This window comes from Longispora albida DSM 44784 (assembly GCF_000379825.1).
Lineage (GTDB): Bacteria > Actinomycetota > Actinomycetes > Mycobacteriales > Micromonosporaceae > Longispora > Longispora albida.
The window spans coordinates 1-13,234 of record NZ_KB903819.1; the positions used below are offsets into that span (position 1 = coordinate 1).

Below are 13,234 nucleotides of genomic sequence, written 5' to 3' on the forward strand. Positions count from 1 at the left end.
GACGGCGCCAGGCTCGCCGGCAGCGGCTTCGGCGGCGCGACCTTCGCAGGCCTCGCCGTACGCGGCGACGGTGCCACCAACGTGTACTACCGGCTCGACGGCGGCCCCAACGCCGGCGACCTCATGGTGTACAACGCCAGCGGCCCCCAGCGCGCCGGCACCGGCTTCGGCGGCGCGACCTTCGCCGGCGTAGCCGACTGGGACCGCGACGGCAGCGGCGACGTCATCTACCGGATCGAAGGCGGCCCCCTCAACGGCAACCTCTACGCCTACGGGGCCAGCCGGGTCCTCATCGGCACCGGCTTCGGCGGAGCCCGCTTCGCCGACGTCGCCACATGGGACAGCGACACCGCACTCGACCTCACCTACCTCATCGACGACCAGCTCTGGATCTACGGCTCGGCGAAATACATGGCCGACTACGGATTCTAAAAAACAGCAACAAAAAGAAACTGCCGGACCCGCACCCAGCGGGACCGGCAGTTTCGCTTTTCGCGGGAGGGCGTCAGACCCGGGAGGTGAAGGTGGACAGGAAGTTGTGCGTGGCCGAGGCGCCCGTGTTGTCGAAGCAGATCACGTCCACGATGGCGTCCGGCCCGGAGTGCAGCCAGTTCTGGGTGAGGTTGCAGTAGTTGCTGCCGGCCCCGTGCGCGGTGATCTGCGCGTGGGTCTCCTTGACGCCCAGCTGCGGGTACTTCACCGTGTACCGGCCGACCGGGACGGACGGGCCGAAGCTGTTGAAGCCGAAGCCGCCCATCACGTAGTTGAAGTTGGTCTGGCCGCCGGAGATCGTGTCGAGGTACCCGATGTACTTCGGCGGGGCGAACGAGCCGGTCACCGAGCGCTCCCGGTGGTAGGACAGGTTGAACTCGGTGTTGGTGAGGGCGCCGGCCTGGTTGAAGCAGAAGACGTGGGCGATGACGTCGAGCCCGCTCGGGTACCACTTGTAGATCTTGCAGCGGCGCGGGGCGAGGTTGGGCTGGATCGCCGTGGCCTGCACGTTCCCGGCCAGGACCCCGGCCGTGCCGAGCACCCCGTTGAGCCGGACCTGGTACTGGCCGGCGCCGATCGGGGCGACGACGACCGCGCCGCCGGTCGAGTTGTAGGCCTGCACGAGCGACACCGTGCCGTACTGCGCGTAGGCGTGGCTGCCCGGCGGGACGCCGAGCACGCCGGAGCTGACCGTGAACAGGACACTGAAGGCCGTGTCCGCCGCGATGCCGCCCGGCTTGAAGCAGGCCACGTCGACCAGCTCGTCAAGGCCGGACTGGAACCACTTCACGACCTCGCAGTAGTTGCCGTTGCGGTCGACCGTCGTCACGTGGGCGACGCCCTTGTTGCCAGGAGTCCCGATGCCGGGGAACTTCACCATGAACCTGCCCGTGGCGATCTTGCCGCCCTGCGCGCTGGGCACGCCGGTGGTGACCCAGTTCCGGGCCGGGTTCAGGCCGGCCCAGATCGGGACCACCGGGTTGTCGACGAGCGCGTAGCCCCACCGGTCGGCCGTTGCGGCCTGCGCGGGTGCCGCCATGCCCAGCGAACTGGCTGCCAGCCCGGCGGCCAGGGCGAGGACCGCCAGCAGTCGTGCCTTTATCCGGATGCTTGTTCTTGTCCGCATGATCGATCCATTCATATGTGGCGATGCATTGCGGCCACTGTCCACGACCCACAGCTTGGTCACAATATGGTGTCGGAGAGGCGACAGTTCACAATGGATGGCGCCTGGATTCCGACATCCAGTTGTGATCTACCGGCCTCACACTGGTGCCCACCTTCCTTGCGAACGGGGGCATGAGATGGGCATCCTTCACTACGCGTACCTGGTCATCAGCGTGGTTCTCCTCGCCGTGACCGTGCAGAGACTCCGTGGCCGTTCCGGACCGGCCCCGGCCGCCACCAGCCTGACGAGCCCGATCGCGGCCGGCGCGCTGGCGGGTGGACTGCCTGGCGCGCACTACGCGTGCCTGGCCGGGCTGCGTGCCCGGGGGCTGATCGACGCAGTAGGCCTCACCGGCGCTCCGGAACCCGCCGGGCTCACCGCGCTGGAGAAGGCCGTGCTGGCCGCGTGCCGCCGGATGGACACGGCGGCGACCGTCTACGACCCGGAAGTGATGCGGCAGTACGACGTCGTGCGGGACAACCTGGTCCGGCAGGGCCTGCTCTCCGGACCCGCCGAGCGCGACGCCGCCAGGACCAGGGCGCTGACGCTGTTCGGCTGGGGTTTCGGCGGGGCGGCCTTCATCCTGGTACCGGAGACGCCGTTCTGGATGTTCGCGGTGGCCCTGGTGTGCGTCGTCGCGGGCTTCTTCGCGCTCCGCGTACCGGAACAGACGCCCGGTGGCAGGGCTGTGCTGAACGACCTGCGCCGCTCCAACCGGCACCTCCACCCGGCCAGCGCTCCGTCGTGGACGGTCTACGGGTACTCCGGTGCCGCCATGAGCGCCGCGCTGTTCGGGGCGGCCGCGATCTGGGCCGCCGACCACGAGTTCGCCGACGAGCTGGGGCTGCCGTCCGCGAAGGCCGCCGGGTACAACAGCGGCATGTACTCCGGTGGTGGCTGTGGCGGTAGCAGCGGTTCCGCCTGCGGCAGCGGGTCCTCCAGCTGTAGCGGGGGCTCCGGCTCCAGCTGCGGGGGCGGCGGAGGCGGTGGTTGTGGCGGCGGTGGCGGGTGACGGAGCGCCTGGCCCTCGGCGGGCTGGGGCTCGGCTGGCGGCCGCCGATCGCCGGGTTCGTGGCCGGGCTGCCCGGCCTGGGGTTCACCGAGGTGATCGCGGAGTCGCTGCCAGCCGTCCTCGACGGGCCGCTCGCTGACCTGCGGGACCGGGGTGTGCCGATCGTCCCGCACGGGGTGCGGCTCTCGCTCGGCGGTGCGGAGGAGGTCGGGGCCCGGCGGGTCGAGCACCTGGCCCGGTGCGCGGAGTGGCTGCGGGCCCCGCTCGTCAGCGAGCACATCGCGTTCGTCAGGGGCGGCGGGATGGAGGCCGGGCACCTGCTGCCCGTACCCCGCAGCCGCGAAGCCCTGGCCGTCCTCGTCCGCAACGTCCGCCGCACGCAGGCCGCGCTGCCCGTACCGCTGGCGCTGGAGCCGATCGCCGCGCTGTTCGGCTGGCCGGAGGACGAGCTGACCGAGGCGGAGTTCCTGACGGAGCTGCTGGAGCGGACCGGGGTGTACCTGCTGCTCGACGTCGCCAACGTCTACGCCAACGCCGTCAACGCCGGCCAGGACCCGCTCGGGGCGCTGACCTCGCTCCCCCTCGACCGGATCGCGTACGTGCACGTCGCGGGCGGGGCCGAGCACGACGGGATCTACCACGACACGCACGCCGCGCCCGTGCCCAGCGCCGTGCTGGAGCTGCTGGACGCCGTCCGGGGCGCTCCGGTACTGCTCGAACGGGATGGGCACTACCCGCCCGCTGACGAGCTGCGGGCCGAGCTCGACGCCGTTGCTGACGCAGCCGGTCTGGCCCGGATCACCGGAGACACCCGATGAGCCTCGCGGAACGGCAGGCCGCGCTGGTCGCGGCACTGGTGGCCGGCGGGCCGGACCCGGAAGGGTTCGATCCCGGGCAGCTGGCGGTGATGCGGCATGCGCTGCTGGTCAAGCGCGCGGGTGAGGTCGCAGCCGCCTGGCCAGCGCTGGCCAGGGAAGCCGACCTGCGGGCGCTGCTGGCCGGGCACCCGCCGCTGGGCGCGCACGCCGACGGGCTGCGGATCGCGCGGGCGCTCGCCTCGGCCGGCCAGCTCGGGCCTGCCGGGCAGGCGGAGCTGGCGCGGCGGGAGGCGGGGCGGCGTCCCTGGTACAAGAAATGGATTGATGTCCTTAATAGACGTTGACCCCGTAGGCGCTGAGCGGGCGTGTGACGGGCGAGTAGAACGAGATGCCCCCTGACGTGCAGTTACCGCTGCCGCCGGAGGCCAGGCCGATGGCCTTGGTGCCGGAGAAGAGCGGGGCACCCGAGTCACCGGGTTCCGTGCAGATATTCGTGCGGATCAGGCCGTAGACCGTGCCGCTCGGATAGTTCACGGTCACGTTGACGGCGGTGATCGTGCCGGAGCGGACGCCGGTCGTGCCGCCGGACCTGCGGACGGCCTGGCCGACGAGGCCGTTCGAAGCGGGCGGCACGATGTCCTGGAAGCTCCCGTTGTGCAGGGTGACGTTGCCGGGCTTGGGGATGTTCGGATTCGTGTACTTCACGATCGCGTAGTCGTAGGTGGTGTTCCGGCCGGTCACGACGCCGATGTTCGGGACTGGCGAGCCCACGGCGCCGACACAGTGTGCTGCGGTGAGGAAGTAGAGCACCCCGAGGTTGTCGACGACGTTGAAGCCCACAGTGCACCGGTAGGAGCCGTTGAGGAACGTGTCGCCGCCCGACAGGTGCTCGGTGAACCGGCCGGGATAACGCTCGACCCGGGCAGCCGTGGCCTCCACTCTGGCCAGCGCCGGGCCGGTGACGGTGCTGTCCACGGCGGCGGTGAGCTGGCCGGTGGCTGGGTCTGTCCACCACGCGGTACCGGGAACGGGTCTTTCGCCTGGGACGAGCAGGGCGGTGGCCGCGAGGATCACGGCGGCGGCCAGGCGGGAAAGTCGCATCTGGACCTCCAGAGCGGGAATCTCATTCTGGCAGCGATCGGCGGGCTGCCGGTGGAGCTGATCGTGCCGGATTCCGGCCCGCGCGGTAATACCTGCGCCGATTCGCGTCATGGCCCGTGTCCGGCGCGTCGGATCCAGCATGAACACTGCGCTCGCCCTGCCCGGCCGCGAAACTCTCCCCCTGCTCAAGCCTGGTGACACGTTCATGCTCGACGGGCAGGTGTCCGTCCAGTTCGCGGGCCGCCGGCTGCCCGTCCGGGTGATCAAGATGTCAGCTCGCCGGTCCTCGGTGGCCGGCTGGGGCTGGGCCGAGGTGTACGTTCTCGACAATCGGGGTAACGCCACGGAGCGCCGGGAGGTGTTCATCAACCTCGCGGCGCTGAACTGAACACTGGGATAGCTGAACGCTGGGGAGTTAACGGCTCAGTGACGATCATGGTGCGGGGCAGCGGCACGCCGTGCGCTCAGGTACTTTCCCGTTTGATCATGTCGGGCCGTGAGAGGAACGTGATGCACTACGGCGGGGACTACAACCCGGAGCAGTGGGGCCCGGAGGTCTGGCGGGAGGACGCCGCGCTGATGCGCGAGGCCGGCGTCACCATGATCACGCTGGGCGTCTTCTCCTGGTCCCGCCTGGAGCCCCGGGAGAGCGAGTACGAGCTCGGCTGGCTGGCCGGGCTGATCGACCTGCTCTGGGGACACGGGATCGCGGTGGACCTCGCCACCGGCACTGCCTCTCCCCCGGCCTGGTTCGTCCGGAAGTATCCGCACGCCCTGCCGGTCACGGCCGAGGGCGTCCGGCTGGAGTTCGGCAGCAGGCAGCACTACTGCCCGTCGTCGCCGGAGTTCCGTGCCGCGACGGCGAGGCTGGCCCGGGAGATGGCCAAGCGGTTCGGCTCGCATCCGGCCGTGCGGCTGTGGCACATCAGCAACGAGTACGGCGACCACGTCACCGAGTGTTTCTGCCCGGTGTCCGCCGAGGACTTCCGGCGCTGGCTGGCCGCGAAGTACGAGACGGTTGAGGCGCTGAACTTCACGTGGGGCACCGAGTTCTGGTCGCAGCGGTACGGCTCGTTCGCCGAGGTCGAGCCGCCGCGCGCCCTGCCGGGGCCCGGCAACCCCACGCAGCAGCTCGACTGGCGGCGGTTCAGCTCCGACGCGCTGCTGGCGTGCTACCGGACCGAGCGCGCAGAGCTGCCGGCCGGCGTGCCGGTCACCACGAACTTCATGTCGATGATGCGCGACCTCGACTACTGGAAGTGGGCCGCGGAGGAGGACATCGTCTCCGACGACGCGTACCCCGACCCCGCCGACCCGCTCGCGCACATCACCGCCGCGATGAACTACGACCTGATGCGCTCCCTGCGCGGCGGCCAGCCCTGGCTGCTGCTGGAGCAGGCGCCGTCCGCCGTGAGCTGGCGCAGCGTCAACGTGCCGAAGACCGACGCGCAGTACCGGCTGGGCTCGCTCCAGGCCATCGCACGGGGCGCCGACGGCGTCATGCACTTCCAGTGGCGGGCCTCGAAGGCCGGCGCCGAGAAGTGGCACTCCGCGATGCTCCCGCACGGCGGCACGGCCTCCCGTGGCTGGGCGCGGACGGTCGCCTTCGGCCGCGAGCTGACCCGCCTGGCCGAGGTCACCGGCGCGCGCTCCACCGCCGACGTCGCGATCATCCTCGACTGGGACTCGTGGTGGGCGCTGGAGCTCGAAGAACACCCCTCCCAGCTCCTCAGGTGGAGAGAGCTGGTGCGGGCCTGGTACGGCCCGCTGTGGGAGAAGAACATCACGATCGATTTCGTACCGGTGACCGCCGACCTCACCGGATACCGCGTCGTCCTCGCCCCCAACCTGTACCTGACCACCACAGCCCTCGCCGCCCGGCTGGAGTCCTACGTGGCCGGCGGCGGGCACCTGGTGACCGGGTTCTTCTCCGGGCTGGTCGACGAGCACGACCACGTCCACCCCGGCGGCTATCCCGGCGTGCTCCGTGACCTGCTCGGCCTGCGGATCGACGAGTTCTGGCCGCTGCCGGCGAGCGAGCCGGTGCAGGTCGAGCTGGCCGGGTCGGTGTACACGGGCACGCTCTGGCGGGACTGGATCGTGCCGGGGACGTGTGAGGTGCTGGGCTCCTACGCGAGCGGCGTGCTGCGCGGCAGGCCCGCCGTCACCCGCAACGCGTCCGGCTCCGGGGCCGCCTGGTACGTGTCCACTCTCCTGTCCCACTCCGGCCTCGCCGACCTGTTCGGCCGGGTGCTGGCCGAGGCCGGGGTGCCCTCGGGGCCCGCGGGAGCCGAGATCACCCGCCGGGGTGACTACACCTTCGTCCTGAACCACGGCGACGAGCCGGTGGCCGTCCCGCTGCCCGGATTCGACCTGCTGACCGGAGCCGCGTACACGGGGGTGGTCGGGCCTGGCGATGCGGCGGTGATCAGGGCCGGGCACGCCGATGAGTGAGTTCGCGAACGTCGTGGACCTGGCCGGTGTGCCGGAGTCCGCCCAGCCGCCCGGCTTCAACCCGGTCAGCGTCTTCTCCGACCTCGGGGCCTGGCACGCGTACGCGCTGAGCCCCGGGCCGGGCGGCTTCACCGGGCCGCTGTACGTGGCCGAGGAGTACCCGTGGTGGCTGTCGGAGTGCTTCACCCGGATCGCGGTCACGGACGCGGAGACGGGTGAGGCCGTTCCGCTGACGGTGGAGTCCAACGAGTACCTGCCCGGCACCCTGACCCAGGTCTGCACCGGGCCGGGTGTGCACCTGACCCTGCGGCTGTGGTTCAGCTCGGCCCGGTCGGCGACCGTGACCGCCGTCCTGTCGAACCCGACGCTGGAGGCGCGGCGGCTCCGCGTGAGCTGGCACGGGAAGCTGTTCGGCCACGAGCACGCCCCGGCGCTGGAGCCGACGGAGCGTGGCGTGCGGGCCGTGTTCGGCGACGTCCGCGAGCCCGCGTCGTTCCTGTCCACCTCCGACGCCCAGTTCGAGGTGATCCACAACCGGCCGGTGACGACGACGGTGACCGGCGGGGAGTACGAGACGACCCTGGACGAGGAGGTCGTGCTGGCCCGCCGGTCGGCCTTCCCGATCCGGTGGGCCGAGCGGTACACGTTCACGGCCGCTGAGCGGGCCCGCCCGGTCGACGACGCCGACCCGAAGGACCGCTGGCAGGGCTACCTCGACCGCGTGCTCGCCGGAGTGGCGGCCGGGCACCGGCGGCTCGCCGTGAAGTGCCTGGTCACGCTGGTCACCAACTGGCGCAGCCCCGCCGGTGCGCTCCGCCGCGACGGCGTGACGCCCTCGCTGAGCTGCTCGGTGTTCAACGGCTTCTGGGCCTGGGACTCGTGGAAGCACGCGGTCGGCGTCGCCGTCTTCGACCCGGCGCTCGGCGCGTCGATCGTCGAGTCGATGTTCGACCACCAGCGCGAGGACGGCATGGTCCCCGACGCGGTGTTCTACAACCGTGCCGGGGAGAACTGGAACGAGCGGAACACCAAGCCGCCGCTGGCCGCCTGGGCGGTGTGGGAGGTGTACCAGGCCGGCGGCGACCTCGCCTTCCTCCGCCGTCTGTACCCGCGCCTGGCCTCCTACCACCAGTGGTGGTACGACCACCGGGCCGCCGGCGACGGGCTGTGCGCGTACGGCGCGACGGTCGACCCGGCCAACGACACAGCGCCCGCTGTCGTCCAGGCCGCCGCGTGGGAGTCCGGGATGGACAACGCGCCACGGTTCGACGCCGCGGTGCCGCACGACGGGTACGTGCTGAGCCAGCAGTCCGTCTGCCTGAACGCGTACCTGGTCGCCGAGAAGTCCTACCTCACCCTCATCGCCCGCGAGATCGGCGTGTCCGACGTCTACCTGCCGACCCCGGCGGCCGGCCTGATCCGCGAGCGCATGTACGACCCGGCGACCGGCTGGTTCTACGACGCTCTCGACGGCAAGCCGCTGACCGCGCCCGGCAAGGGCATCGAGGGCGTGATCCCGCTGTGGGCAGGCATCGCCACGTCCTCCCAGGCAGCCGGGGTGCTCGCCGGGCTGCAGGCCGAGTTCGCCACCCACGTGCCGTTCCCTACCGTCGCGGCTGGCAGCCCCCACTTCACCGTGGACGGGTACTGGCGGGGGCCGGTGTGGCTGGACCAGGCGTACTTCGCGCTGGAGGGGCTGCGGCGCAGCGGGTACGCCTCAGAGGCGGCACTGTTCCTCGACCAGCTGCTCCGCAACGCCGACGGCCTGCTCGGCGACGCGCCGATCCACGAGAACTACCAGCCGCTGACCGGCGCGCGCCTGTGCTCGCCGAACTTCAGCTGGTCGGCCGCCGCGCTGCTCCTCCTGCTGCGGTGATCAGCTAGGGGCATCGGTGTCCCTGCTCAGGCGGCGGGCCGCGTCCCGGCTGGCCCGGCGCTCGTCGTTGGCGGCGAAGCCCGCGTCGAGCGTGCCCAGTAACTCCGCGAGGGTGCCGGGCCGGGCTGGTGGCGGCTCGGGCACTGGCTCCGGATCTGCGGCGGGGGCGTCCCCGGGTTCGGTCGTCATGCCCGTGGGACGGGGCTGATCGGTGCTCATGACGGGAAAACGAGCGGAGGACCCTGGCGGTCAGCTTTCCGTGCCCGGCTCGCCGGCTGGTTCCATCCGGGACGGGAGCTCGCGGCCGGGCGGGCGGGGCCCCGGCCGGGACACCGGCTGCGGCTGGGGCTTTGGGTCAGGGGCGTCTTCCCTGGCTGGCTTCTGATCGCGGTCGGCGATGGAGGCTCCGGCCCGGCGGGCGGGTCCGGGTGCCACTGCGGCGTGCAGCAGGTGAGCGGTCAGCCCGTGCGGGTCCGCGACGGTCACCGTCAGGCTCCGCCAGCGCACTCCCACGTACCGCACCGGCCGGCGGAAGGTCATCAGTACCCCGGCCCGGGTGCTCGAGCCGAAGGTCAGGCCTCCGCCGGTCAGCGAGGCGCGGACACCGATCGCACGCCACCATCGGTACGGGCCAGTCACCTGCGCGGAAGCGACGTTGTCCACTGTGGTGCCCAGGCTCGCCCAGCCCATCCGGGCTTCGACCCGGCCGGCGACTCCCCCGTCGACCTCCACGGCACTACGGCGCGGCCCAAGGCCGAGCGCCCGCAGGTACGGGAGCCAGCGCCGGTCGTATCTGAGCGGGAATCTCACCACTTTTCCTGTTTACCCGGCCACGGGCTGCCGCAAACCCCGCCGCTGGTAGTACGCCCAGGTCACGGCCAGCAGGGCCGGGCCCCAGGCGAGCAGCGGGGCGTAGCAGACCACGAGCAGGACGTTCCCGGCGATCGTGAATCCGGCGTTGTCGAAGCCGCCCTCGAGGAACAGCACCCCCATCGCGTAGAACTCCCAGATCAGGGTCAGCGCCAGCCCGCCGAGGACCGCGGGGACGACGGCGGCCATCCGGGGGATGCGACGGCCGCCCAGCAGCGGTACCCAGCGGGGTACCCGCTCGCCCCACGGCTGGACCAGGCCCAGGGTGAGCAGGGCGAGGAGTTCGCTCACCACGCTCAGGCTCAGGACGTAGCCCTTCTCCCACAGCGGCATGGTGCCGGCACTGACGGCCCCGATCGGCAGGCCGGCGACGAGGGCCACGCGCCACAGCCCCGACGGGAGGGTCATGAGGGGCACCCAGCGAGCCAGGCGGTCCGCCCAGCGCGGTACACCGGCCATCACGGTCTTCGTGGTCTTCATGATCTGATCTTGGACCTGGGCAGCTGTGTCCCGGCTGAGACGACTGGCTTGACACTGCACGGACCGCGAGTGATCATCCAGTGCTCGTACCAGGAATCCCGCCCCCGCAGGAGAAGCCGCCTGAGACCGCGACGGTCTAGAGTGGACGTTTCCGTACGCCAGACGCTGCCGGTCGGGAGGTGAGGGCCGTGGAGACACAGTTCCGGCTGCTCGGCCCGCTCGAAGTCCGCAGCGGGGGTGCCGCGCTGACCCTCGGCGCGCCGAAGCAGCGCGCCATGCTGGCCGTCCTGGTCCTCGAAGCCCCAGCACCCGTGTCGCTGCGCAAGCTGACCGAGCTGCTGTGGGAGGGCACGCCACCCGCCTCAGCCACCGCCAACCTGCGTACCTATGCCGCCGGCCTCCGCCAGCTCCTCGGCCCCAGCCGCCTGCTCGCCCGCGACCAGGGGTACCAGCTCCGCGTCGAACCGGGCGAATCCGATCTGGACGTGTTCACCCGGCTCGTCGCCGAGGGCCGCGCCGCCGCCGATCCGGCGCTGACGGTGGCGGCACTCGGGCAGGCCCTGGCGCTGTGGCGGGGGCCGGCCGGCGACCAGCTCCCGGCCGGCCCGCTGCTCGGGCACCGGCTCGCGGCCCTCGACGAGAGCCGGCTGCTGGCCGCCGAGGAGTACACGGCGGCGCGGCTGGCGCTCGGCGCGCACACCGAGCTGATCCCCGGGCTGCGGATCACGACAGCCGAGCATCCGCTGCGCGAGCGGAGCTGGGAGCACCTGATGCTCGCCGTGTACCGGGGCGGCGACCCGGCCGGAGCGCTCGCCGTCTACTCCGCAGCCCGCCGCGCCCTCCAGGACCTGCTGGGCGTCGAGCCCGGCCCCGGCCTCCAGAAACTCCAGGCTGCCGTGCTGGCCCGCGATCCCGTGCTGACCCCGGTGCCGGTGGTTGTGCCCAGGCAGCTCCCGCCGGTACCGCCGCTGACCGGCCGGGCCGATGACCTGGCCGCGATCCTCCGGGCCGCCCGGGCGGGCGGGGCGCTGATCGCCGTGGACGGTACGGGCGGCGTCGGGAAGTCCACACTGGCGCTGCACGCCGCGCACCGGCTGGCCGGGGACTTCCCCGGCGGCCAGCTCTACATCGACCTCCAGGGCGCCCACGCCGGGCTGCCGCCGGTCGAGCCGGGTGAGGCCCTCGGCCGGTTCCTCCGCGCGTTCGGGGACCCCGGGGTGCTCGGGGACACCACGGCCGCTGCCGCCGAGGAGGCAGCCGGGCGGTTCCGGACGCTGCTCGCCGGGCGGCGGGTGCTGATCGTGCTCGACAACGCTGCCAGCGCCGCCCAGGTCCGGCCGCTGCTCACCTCGGCCCCGCAGTGCGCGGTGATCGTGACCAGCCGCCGCGTGCTGTCGACTCTGGACGCGACCGCCCGGGTGTCCCTCGACGTCCTGCCTGCCGGTGAGGCGGTGGCGCTGCTCGGGCCGCTCGGCGACGAGCAGGCGGCCCGGGAGATCGCGGAGCTGTGCGGCGGGCTGCCCCTGGCCCTGCGGATCGCGGCGGCCCGGCTGACCGGCAGGCCCGACCGTACGGCGGCAGCCCTGGCCGCCCGGCTGCGCGACGAGCGCCGCCGCCTCGACGAACTCGGCCTCGACGAGCTGGCCGTCCGCTCCTCGCTCGCGGTCAGCTACGCGGCGCTCGCCACCGACGCCGGGCAGCTGGCCGCCAGGGCGTTCCCCGCTCTCGGGCTGCTCAAGCTCGCCGAGATCGGGCCGGAGGTCACCGCAGCCCTCCTGGAGACCAGCCCTGCCGAGGCGGCCGTCGCGCTCGACCAGCTCGCCGGGGAGCGGCTGATCGAGCCGTGCGGGCCCGGCCGGTACAAGATGCATGACCTGCTCAGGCTCTTCGCGGCCGGCCTCGCGAGCCTGCACCTCGGCAGGGAACAGCGGACGGCGGCCATGCGCCGGGTCCTCGGCTACTACGTGCGCGCCGCCGCCACCCTGCGTGCCGAGCTGCGCCCGCTGCTGAAGGGCTCGCCGCTGCTGGGCTTCGTCGCCGGGCTGCCGGAGACCGAGGTGCCAGCCGTGCGCGGGGCCGCCGGTGTCACCGCGTGGTTCGCCCAGGAGGAGGCCAGCGTCATGGCACTCCTGCGGCAGTCGGCGGAGGACGACGAGCTGGCCACGTACACGATCCATCTGGGCGGGGCGATCAACACCCACCTGGCGGCGAACAACGCACGCGCGTGGCGGGAGGCCAGTGAGCTGACCGCCGCGGCCGCCCGCCGGATCGGCGACGTGGAGTCCGAGGCGCGGGCGATGCTCGACCTGGGTGGCGCGCACGGCCGGGCCCGCCGGTTCGGCGAGGCCCGCGAGTGCCTGCGGCGCGGGCTGGAACTCGCGGCAGGCCTCGACGTCGAGCGGTTCCTGCTGGACGGGCTCGGGATCACGGCACTCAGCGAGGGCGAGCACGACGAGGCCCTGGCCTGCCTGAGCCGGAGCCTGGCCCTGCACCAGGCCATCGGCGACCGGGTGGCCGCCGGGATCACCCTGCACAACCTCGGTGACCTGTCCGTCGAACTCGGACGGTACGCGGAGGGTGTCGAACGGCTCACGGCCTGCCTGGTGCTGCGCCGCGAGAACGGCGACCTGACCGGCGAGACCCGGACGTTGCTCTCCCTCGGCCGGGCCTGCTCGGCGCTCGGCGACACCGGAGCCGGGCTGGCCTACTACGCCGAGGGGCTCCGGCTGTGCCGCCAGACCGGCAGCAGGCTCCACGAGTGGAACGCCCTGTTAGCCCGCGCTCCCGTACTGGCGGGGCTCGGCCAGGCAGACCAGGCGCGCGCCGATCTGGAGACCGCACTGGCCCTCTGCGAGGAACTCGGCGACGAGGCCGGCGAGGCGGAGGTCAGGCAGGCGATGACCACGCTGGGCACGTCGTGACCGGGGCCGGCCGCCCCCGTGACGGCCACCGCCGGTCACGTT

General features: G+C 72.3%; 13 protein-coding genes. 8 read left to right on the forward strand and 5 right to left on the reverse strand.

All coding sequences use genetic code 11. The features are described 5' to 3' along the window. Positions 1-432: hypothetical protein (locus A3G1_RS0111575; RefSeq protein WP_018349633.1), on the forward strand; the 432-nt coding region annotated here is incomplete at its 5' end. 73 nt (positions 433-505) lie between these two features. On the opposite strand, the gene A3G1_RS0111580 is transcribed toward A3G1_RS0111575, so the two are convergent. Further along, entirely contained in the window at positions 506-1,618 is a 1,113-nt protein-coding gene (locus A3G1_RS0111580) for a hypothetical protein (protein ID WP_051110510.1), read from the reverse strand. Between the two features lie 178 nt (positions 1,619-1,796). On the opposite strand from A3G1_RS0111580, the gene A3G1_RS38435 reads away from it, so the two are divergent. Genes A3G1_RS38435 through A3G1_RS34340 form a run of 3 tightly spaced genes read left to right on the forward strand, consistent with a single transcriptional unit; the run spans position 1,797 to position 3,834 of the window. Next, positions 1,797-2,672 (forward strand): TIGR04222 domain-containing membrane protein, encoded by an 876-nt coding sequence (locus A3G1_RS38435; RefSeq protein WP_018349635.1) that lies wholly within the window; start codon positions 1,797-1,799, stop codon positions 2,670-2,672. Next, positions 2,669-3,490 (forward strand): MbnB/TglH/ChrH family RiPP precursor modification enzyme, encoded by an 822-nt coding sequence (locus tag A3G1_RS0111590; RefSeq protein WP_026212054.1) that lies wholly within the window; start codon positions 2,669-2,671, stop codon positions 3,488-3,490. Before A3G1_RS38435 ends, A3G1_RS0111590 begins: the two co-directional genes overlap by 4 nt. Beyond that, complete coding sequence (locus A3G1_RS34340) at positions 3,487-3,834, forward strand: SCO6045 C-terminal-like domain-containing protein (RefSeq protein WP_018349637.1); 348 nt, start codon at positions 3,487-3,489, stop codon at positions 3,832-3,834. Before A3G1_RS0111590 ends, A3G1_RS34340 begins: the two co-directional genes overlap by 4 nt. On the opposite strand, the gene A3G1_RS0111600 is transcribed toward A3G1_RS34340, so the two are convergent. After that, on the reverse strand, positions 3,821-4,591 hold the full coding sequence (locus A3G1_RS0111600) for a S1 family peptidase (protein WP_018349638.1): 771 nt from the start codon (positions 4,589-4,591) through the stop codon (positions 3,821-3,823). The two genes, A3G1_RS34340 and A3G1_RS0111600, sit on opposite strands and share 14 nt — an antisense overlap. A gap of 139 nt (positions 4,592-4,730) precedes the next feature. On the opposite strand from A3G1_RS0111600, the gene A3G1_RS34345 reads away from it, so the two are divergent. From A3G1_RS34345 to A3G1_RS0111620, 3 genes are all read left to right on the forward strand, one after another. Continuing rightward, positions 4,731-4,979: a hypothetical protein gene (locus tag A3G1_RS34345; protein ID WP_018349639.1), complete on the forward strand. Its 249-nt coding sequence runs from the start codon at positions 4,731-4,733 to the stop codon at positions 4,977-4,979. A gap of 98 nt (positions 4,980-5,077) precedes the next feature. Further along, a complete protein-coding gene (locus A3G1_RS0111615) occupies positions 5,078-7,045 on the forward strand; it encodes a beta-galactosidase (RefSeq protein ID WP_026212057.1) in 1,968 nt (655 codons plus the stop codon). Then, entirely contained in the window at positions 7,038-8,921 is a 1,884-nt protein-coding gene (locus tag A3G1_RS0111620) for an MGH1-like glycoside hydrolase domain-containing protein (RefSeq protein ID WP_018349641.1), read from the forward strand. The genes A3G1_RS0111615 and A3G1_RS0111620 overlap by 8 nt, the downstream gene beginning before the upstream one ends. Here the strand turns inward: A3G1_RS0111620 and A3G1_RS34350 are convergent, their stop codons facing one another. The 3 genes from A3G1_RS34350 to A3G1_RS0111635 are packed head-to-tail and all read right to left on the reverse strand — an operon-like array spanning position 8,922 to position 10,271. Beyond that, positions 8,922-9,140, reverse strand: a complete 219-nt coding sequence (locus A3G1_RS34350; protein ID WP_157641068.1) for a hypothetical protein — start codon at positions 9,138-9,140, stop codon at positions 8,922-8,924. 30 nt (positions 9,141-9,170) lie between these two features. Then, on the reverse strand, positions 9,171-9,731 hold the full coding sequence (locus A3G1_RS39575; protein ID WP_018349643.1) for a hypothetical protein: 561 nt from the start codon (positions 9,729-9,731) through the stop codon (positions 9,171-9,173). A 12-nt stretch (positions 9,732-9,743) separates the two neighbouring features. Beyond that, positions 9,744-10,271 (reverse strand): hypothetical protein, encoded by a 528-nt coding sequence (locus tag A3G1_RS0111635; RefSeq protein ID WP_018349644.1) that lies wholly within the window; start codon positions 10,269-10,271, stop codon positions 9,744-9,746. A gap of 188 nt (positions 10,272-10,459) precedes the next feature. Between A3G1_RS0111635 and A3G1_RS34360 the strand changes: the two genes are divergently transcribed. Then, a complete protein-coding gene (locus A3G1_RS34360) occupies positions 10,460-13,192 on the forward strand; it encodes an AfsR/SARP family transcriptional regulator (RefSeq protein ID WP_018349645.1) in 2,733 nt (910 codons plus the stop codon). Positions 13,193-13,234: the final 42 nt, after the last annotated feature.